At 68.1% G+C, this 6681-nt stretch carries 5 protein-coding genes; 3 read left to right on the top strand and 2 right to left on the bottom strand.

The annotated features are described in order from the left end of the window. The first annotated feature begins 31 nt into the window (after window positions 1-31). Window positions 32-187: a DUF6131 family protein gene (locus tag ABZ208_RS36470; RefSeq protein WP_356913754.1), complete on the top strand. Its 156-nt coding sequence runs from the start codon at window positions 32-34 to the stop codon at window positions 185-187. A gap of 276 nt (window positions 188-463) precedes the next feature. Here the strand turns inward: ABZ208_RS36470 and ABZ208_RS36465 are convergent, their stop codons facing one another. Both ABZ208_RS36465 and ABZ208_RS36460 read right to left on the bottom strand, forming a co-directional pair. Next, a complete protein-coding gene (locus tag ABZ208_RS36465; RefSeq protein ID WP_356913753.1) occupies window positions 464-2512 on the bottom strand; it encodes a hypothetical protein in 2049 nt (682 codons plus the stop codon). A 359-nt stretch (window positions 2513-2871) separates the two neighbouring features. Next, the gene (locus ABZ208_RS36460; protein ID WP_356913752.1) at window positions 2872-3603 is read right to left on the bottom strand and encodes an SDR family oxidoreductase; all 732 of its coding nucleotides are present in this window, start codon (window positions 3601-3603) and stop codon (window positions 2872-2874) included. 979 nt (window positions 3604-4582) lie between these two features. On the opposite strand from ABZ208_RS36460, the gene ABZ208_RS36455 reads away from it, so the two are divergent. Together ABZ208_RS36455 and ABZ208_RS36450 are read left to right on the top strand one after the other, a co-directional pair. Continuing rightward, window positions 4583-5371: an IPT/TIG domain-containing protein gene (locus ABZ208_RS36455; RefSeq protein WP_356913751.1), complete on the top strand. Its 789-nt coding sequence runs from the start codon at window positions 4583-4585 to the stop codon at window positions 5369-5371. 156 nt (window positions 5372-5527) lie between these two features. Beyond that, window positions 5528-6526 carry an IPT/TIG domain-containing protein gene (locus ABZ208_RS36450; protein WP_356913750.1) on the top strand — a complete coding sequence of 333 codons (999 nt, stop codon included), beginning with the start codon at window positions 5528-5530 and terminating at the stop codon, window positions 6524-6526. Window positions 6527-6681: the final 155 nt, after the last annotated feature.

Genomic DNA, 6681 nt, shown 5'->3' with positions numbered 1-6681 from the left:
AGAGGGGGGTCACCCGTCACCGGAGGACGTCATGATCATCCTCGGAGTCATTCTGCTCATCATCGGCCTCTTGGCCGGCCTCGGCATTCTCTGGACCATCGGGATCATCCTGGTCGCGATCGGAGTTCTGCTGTGGATTCTGGGAGCGGTAGGACACGCGGTCGGCGGACGACGGCACTACTGGTAACTGCGCCGCAATTCCGTCAGGGCATTCGGCGAATGCATGCCAGCGACGCCCTCCCCACACCGCTTCGGTCGCCGGCAGGGAACGTCTTTGCACCACGTTCCTGACCGTTGCTACGGCTCTTCCTCAAGCGACCGCGCAGGGCGCCGGCACAGACCTGATGTGGGCCGCCTGATTCCGACGGCGTCGCTTGTCGGGTGTCTCCTTCCGGTCTTCGACGGCGGGCTCGCTCCCATGAACGGAGCGACCGACCAGGCACGGCGTACGCGCCCTGGGGGCTCAGCCCCTGACGCGCTCGTTGTCCAGCGTCGATCCGGTGTCTCGCTGTGTCGGGACTGCTGAGAGCGCTCGCACCGCCATACCCGTCCGGTGCCCGTCGGCCGCCGCGCACAGCGCACGGGCAGCCTCGTTGAAGCGGACGACGGACGGCGGGTCGGAGGGGCCCAGCAGGTGCAGCTTGAGCTCGCTGCGGGCCTCGGCGTAGGCGTCCTTCTCGGGGTGGCGCACGGACTCCAGCAGGGCCGGGATGCCGGAGGCGTCCGAAGCGAGGACGGCACCTGCACGGACAGTGGGGAAGGTGTCGCGGAAGTCCTGCTCAAGAAGGCCGCTGGTGTTGGCGACGGCGTAGGGCTTCTCGCTCGCCAGATAGTCGGAGATGACACTGGAGACATCGCTGACCAGCAGGTCGGCCACGTTGAAGCAGGCGTAGACGGTCGGCCCCGCCCCGACGACGATCCGGTGCTCCCAGCCGGGGAACGAGGCCCAGTAGGCGGCCTCCCAGGCGGCGGTCGCGGCGGCCACGGCCGCGGCCCGACCGGGTTCGGGGACGGTCTGGAGCAGCATCCGCTCCGCGTCGTCCGCGCTCGCCCGGAACGAGGACGTGGTCAGTCGGTCGAGTTCGGCGGTCCGGTGAGCCAGTTCCGCCGCTGCGGAGGGCGCGGGTCCCTCATCGGGGTGTTCCGCGGCGCGGAGGGAGTTCGCGGCGCGGATCATCTCCTGGATCCGGGCGTCCGCGGCTCCCGCCCGGGGATCGACCGAGCCGGTCAGCGGGTGCGGCTTGTACAGCAGCCGGACCCCCGGATCGGCCAGGAGGGAGCGGACGATGTTCTCGCCGGCCTCGATGATCGAGGTGTTGCCCGGGTTGCCGTCCCACCCCTCCCACGTGGGGGCGTAGAGAACCGTGGTGTACGGGCCCGCAGGCGCACCGGCATACGGCTCGATCGCGTCCAGCTGCGGGCGTCCGATCTCCACGACGTCCCTGTCGTCGATACCCACGTCCGCCAGGGCGTACCGCTGGCGCCCCGCGGGACCGGCCACCCACACCTCGTCGTACGCCTTCGCGTACGGATTGCAGCTGGACAGTTTGTCGCTCTCACCGTGGTTGACGAACGCGTGCTTGATGGTGGGGATCCGCAGCACCTGCGAGGTCTTCCCCGAGTTCGACGGGTGGATCAGCATCTTCAGCGTCGAGTGCTCCAGCCTCATCAGGTCGGTGACCTTCGGCAGACACACGATCGGGATGTCGGTGGAGGCGATCTTCCTCACCATGAAGCGCTCACGCAGCACGATCAGCGGACGACCCTCCAGCCGGGCCAGCGGCTCCAGCCACATGTTCGCCTGATAGGCCGAGCTTGCGCCGCCGGAGAAGTACATGCCCACCGTCGGCTGATACTCCGCGAGCCAGGCCTCGAACCACTCCAGCGCCTCCTTGCTCGTCACCGGCCTGCGCCCCGGCAGCAACCGCAGCAGCAGCATGCCGACGGCCACCACGGCAAGGGCGGCGGACAGGGCGATTCCCGCGGCGGCCCACCGGGCCGAGCCGGTCGCCGCGGTGGCCAGCAGGCCGGCTGTCGAGGGCAGACCGAACGTGAGGAGCCGCTGCCCGGAGCGATGCATCAGCAGCGCCGGGGGAGCGGGGCTCAGCCGCAGTGGCGAGGCGTCGATGTTCCGGGACACCACGGGCAGGGTGCGGGTGCGGCGTACGAGGATCGCAAGGGCCTGGCATGCGGAATGCAGGGCGTAGAAGAGCAGCAGACCGCAGAGGAGACCCAGGTATTTCGTCTCGTAGTCCTGTTCCTCGATGCGGATCAGGCCGGTCACCAGCAGAAGGTCCCGGACGGCTTGGCGCACGAACACGGTCGCGTGCAGCTTCCCGAGGGCAGTGGCCGTGTTGCGCTGCCACCGGTGCAGGGCGATGTCCGTCGCCAGCCCGACAACAGTGGCGGCCATGAGCAGGGGAACGCTGGGGAGAAGGGCACCTACCGCCTGAACGGCGAACGACAGGGCGAGCACCGTGGGTAGGAGAAGGCGTGCCGCTGCGGTGCGCAACCGAGCGGGCAAGGGCGATGCTGACACTTCACGGGCTCCAGGCAACTCAACATCCTCACGCACGGACTAGCTGACAGGCGCGATCAGATGGCCGCGGGCCGGGAGCCGATGCATACGGATGTTCTCTCTTCAAGAAGGCGCTCGGACTTTACCTGCAAGATGGCCGAAATTTACCTGCTAGGTGGCCGAATTCACCTTCGTCGCCACATCCTCTGCTCTGAGGGCGGGCTGGAACGGAGGGACGGGCGGTTCCCAGCCGCTTCGAAGCCGGCTGTGCCGGCCTCGGCGACACGTCGGCCGTCGCCGGCCGGGGTGTGGGGCCGGCTGCCGCGACCCTGGTTCCGCGGATCCACGCTGTTTCAGGAGAGCCAGTCGGTGTAGTGGGTGGGGGCGATGCGGGCATCACTTCGGGCCGTGAGGACGTCACCGTGGACGGCGGCAAACATGCCGGCGGAGTCGTCGGTGACGACAGAGCGCCCGTCACGCTTGACGGTGAGCGTCAACCGTCCGAGTTCGTCGAGGGGATAGACGTCAGGGCCTGCGATGTTGAGCACGCCGTTCAGCGGGGCGCCCGCAGCGACCTCGGCGACGAAGCGGGAGACGTCCGCGGCGGCGATCGGCTGGATCGGCGTGCGCGGCAGCCGGACGGTGTCGCCTTCGGCGGTCCAGGACAGGACCGCGTCCATGAACTCCATGAACTGCGTGGCGCGGACGATGGAGTACGGAATCGGCCCGGCCTTGAGGATGTCTTCCTGGAGCGCCTTCGCCCGGTAGTAGTCCAGGTCGGGCACCTGGTCCACGCCGACGATCGACAGGATGACGAAATGCCCGACCCCGGCCTTCGCACCAGCGGCAAGAAGGTTGTCCATCGAAGTCCGGAAGAAGGCGGGCGAGGCGTCGTCGAAGGTGGGGGAGTTCGTCAGGTTGACGACGACGTCGGCACCCGCAACGGCTGCCTCCAGGCCCTGACCGGTGATGGCGTCCACACCCGTGGACAGGGCGTGCGGTACGGCTTGATGCCCGGTCGCATTCAGGTTCTCCACGACCCGCGACCCGATCAGCCCGGTTCCGCCGAGGACTGCGAACTTCATGGCATGCCCCTTCTCTCGATGCTTGATGCCCGAGATAGACCTTATGTGGAATGTGTCCGCATAATCCCGTGTTCGTCCGTGCGCGACCGGACTGCACCGAGATCTCGCCCGACCACCGGCCACACGGCCCATGCCGCTCGATTCCGCCGGTCAGGTGCACACCCGTGCTGACGCGGGGGCTGCGTCGGCAGCTCCAGAATCTGCACCGGTCCACTCACTGCCTCGGCCGTGGCACGTCGCGCCGGCCGCGGCCATGCGCGCGGTAGGGACCTTTGCGGCGGCCGCCTCCTGCGCGGCTGAAATACCCGCACGAAAGTACGCGTGAGGATGTCGTTGGGCCCCCGCAGAAAGCAGGGCTGATTTTCGACATCACAAAGTCCAGAAAAAGCGGCGCGATACGGGCCATGAATGAGTCGAGTCTGCCGTGAAAGTCTCCCCATCCGCCGCCATCGTCCGCGTCGGCCCGAGCAGCGGCGTCACGTGACGGAAAAGTCTGGCGATTCGCCTGCGAGGAGATCAACCTGCGCAAGCATTGAACAGCAGCGCACCCCGGTGCACAAATAGAGCAGTATGAAGCTAATGTGACAACCATATAAGCCATCATTACCTTGAATGCGCTCTGTTGGTGCCGGCATCCATCGGATTGAATCGAATCAGGCGAGACGGACCGCACGGATCGTTCGATCCGCCGGCACTTCGCATCGGATGACCGGCCTTGGGTCAGGACCGGCTGACCATCCCCGTGAGACGCGGACCGTTCCGCCGTGCGATGCCGCACGGGTTCGTGAGACCTCACTCGCCTGTCACAGCCGGTCCCGTTGCGCGCGCTCGATGCGCTGCGGCGGCGCACCGGTTCGATTCCCGGCTTCACATCCCGACGGAGACGCCCGGGACATGCCGTGCAGCCGCGACTCGTAACCACTCACGGTCAGCCGCACAACTCCTGCCACGGGAGCACACGAGCGCAAGGAGACCCGCCATGGCAACTCTCACCTCGCTGACACCCACCCAGAGCCACAACGGAATCACCCTCACCCTCACCGGCACAGGCCTGTCGGGCACGACCAAGGTGAACTTCGGAACGAAGAAGATCAACCCCGCCACCGTCGGCGCCACCACCGTCACCGTCGCCATCCCGGTGCTGTGCAGCGGCCAGGTCAACGTCAGCGTCACCGCGGGAACTTCAACCAGCAATTCGCTCTCGTTCTTCTACATCGACCCCCCGGCGCCCACTGCTCTCAGCGCCAACACCGGCCCGGCGGCCGCCACTTCCCTGAGCATCCTCGGAACTGGCCTGCTGACCGCGACCGGGGTGACTTTCGGTGCGGTGGGAGCCGGCACCGGGCTGACGGTCGTGTCGGACAGCCAGCTGACCGTCACCTGCCCGGCGCACGGCGCCTTCGGCGGTGCCAGCTTCGACACGGTGGACTGCACCGTGACCACCGCCGGTGGTACCAGCATCTCGCTCGGCGCCCCCACCCAGTACACCTACTACGACGTCCCGACCGTCACCATCCTGGCTCCCACATCAGGGGCGGTCGGTACGGACACCACCGTCACCGGCACCAACCTGGTGGATGTCAGCAGCGTGACCTTCACCCCCACGGGCGGCGGTGCCGCGGTCGACGCCGACTTCTCGAGCTTCTCACCCACCACGCTGGTCGCCACCGTCCCCTCGGGGCTCACCGCGGGCACGTACGACGTCCGGGCCACCACTCCAGGCGGTCAGACCGCGATCGTCGCCGGTGACGTGTTCACCGTCATCTGATCCCCCGGCCCGCCGGCCCAGCGCCAACGGGTCGTCAGTACCTCACCGTTCAGTCGGGCACGACCTGATGAGCGCCGAGCGTGAACCCGCTGCGCCCTGGCCGACACATGTCAGCCAGGGCGCAGCGTCCTTGAGGAGTCCAGGAAGGAACAGGTCATGGCCCCGGTAGTGAGCAGTGTCAATCCCAGCACGGGACCGACCGCGGGAGGGACCGCGGTGACGATCAACGGCAGCGGCTTCACCGGGGTCACCGCCGTGAAGTTCGGATCTTTCTCGGCCTCGTTCACGGTGATCAGCACCAGTCAGATCACCGCCACCTCGCCGCCGGGCGCCGGAACGGTCAACGTCACGGTCGTCGCAGCGTCGGGCACGAGCAACGGCATCGCCTACACCTACGTCGCGCCCCCGGTGATCAGCTCTCTGTCACCTGGCCGGGGACCGACCTCGGGGGGAAACACGGTCACCCTGACCGGTTCCAATCTGTCAGCAGCCACCGCGGTGCGGTTCGATACGAGTCCTGCCGTCATCACCGGCAACTCCCCCACCCAGGTCGCCGCCACCGCGCCGGCGGCGCCGGCCGCCCCCGCCGAGGTCACGGTGACCACGGCGGGAGGCGTCAGCAATCCATTGCCCTACTTCTACATCCCGGCTCCGACCATCAGCCTGCTCAGCCCCGACAAGGGCCGGCTCTCCGGCGGAGACTCCGTCACCATCACCGGCAGCAATCTGACTCTCACCAGCACAGTCCGCTTCGGAGTCACTGCGGCCACGGGTGTCGCTGTCAACTCAGACACCCAGGTCACCGCGAACGCCCCCAGCGGATCGGGCTCCGTGACCGTCACTGTCACCACGCCGGGCGGCACCAGCACGCCCGGGCTGGGAACCGCGTACTACACGTACCTCGCGGCTCCGGCCGTCGGCAGCCTCGACCCCTCATCCGGCCCTGCCCTCGGCGGGACCACCGTCACCGTCACCGGCAGCGGCCTGACCTACACCGAGGAAGTGCGCTTCGGGAGCGTTCCGGTGCCGTTCACCGCGGTCTCCGACACGCAGATCGTGGCTGTCGCCCCCGGAGGGGTACCGGGCCCGGTGACGGTTGTCGTGAGCACCCCGGCGGGCACCACCTCGGGCATCCCGTACCAGTACGTCACCTGAACCACAGCCCCTGAGTGCGATCCTCCCTGACGGAGCGGGCGGTCGGGGCAGAAGGCGAGTTCTCCCGGCCGGCGCCGGCCGGTCGCGGCGGGTGGTGTGGAAACACGCCGCCCGCCGCGCCGCATACGGCTCGCAAGGCGGAGGTCGCCCTCGTA

This window comes from Streptomyces sp. NPDC006208 (assembly GCF_040613775.1).
Taxonomy (GTDB): domain Bacteria; phylum Actinomycetota; class Actinomycetes; order Streptomycetales; family Streptomycetaceae; genus Streptomyces.
This window is presented reverse-complemented; position numbering and strand designations above follow the sequence as displayed.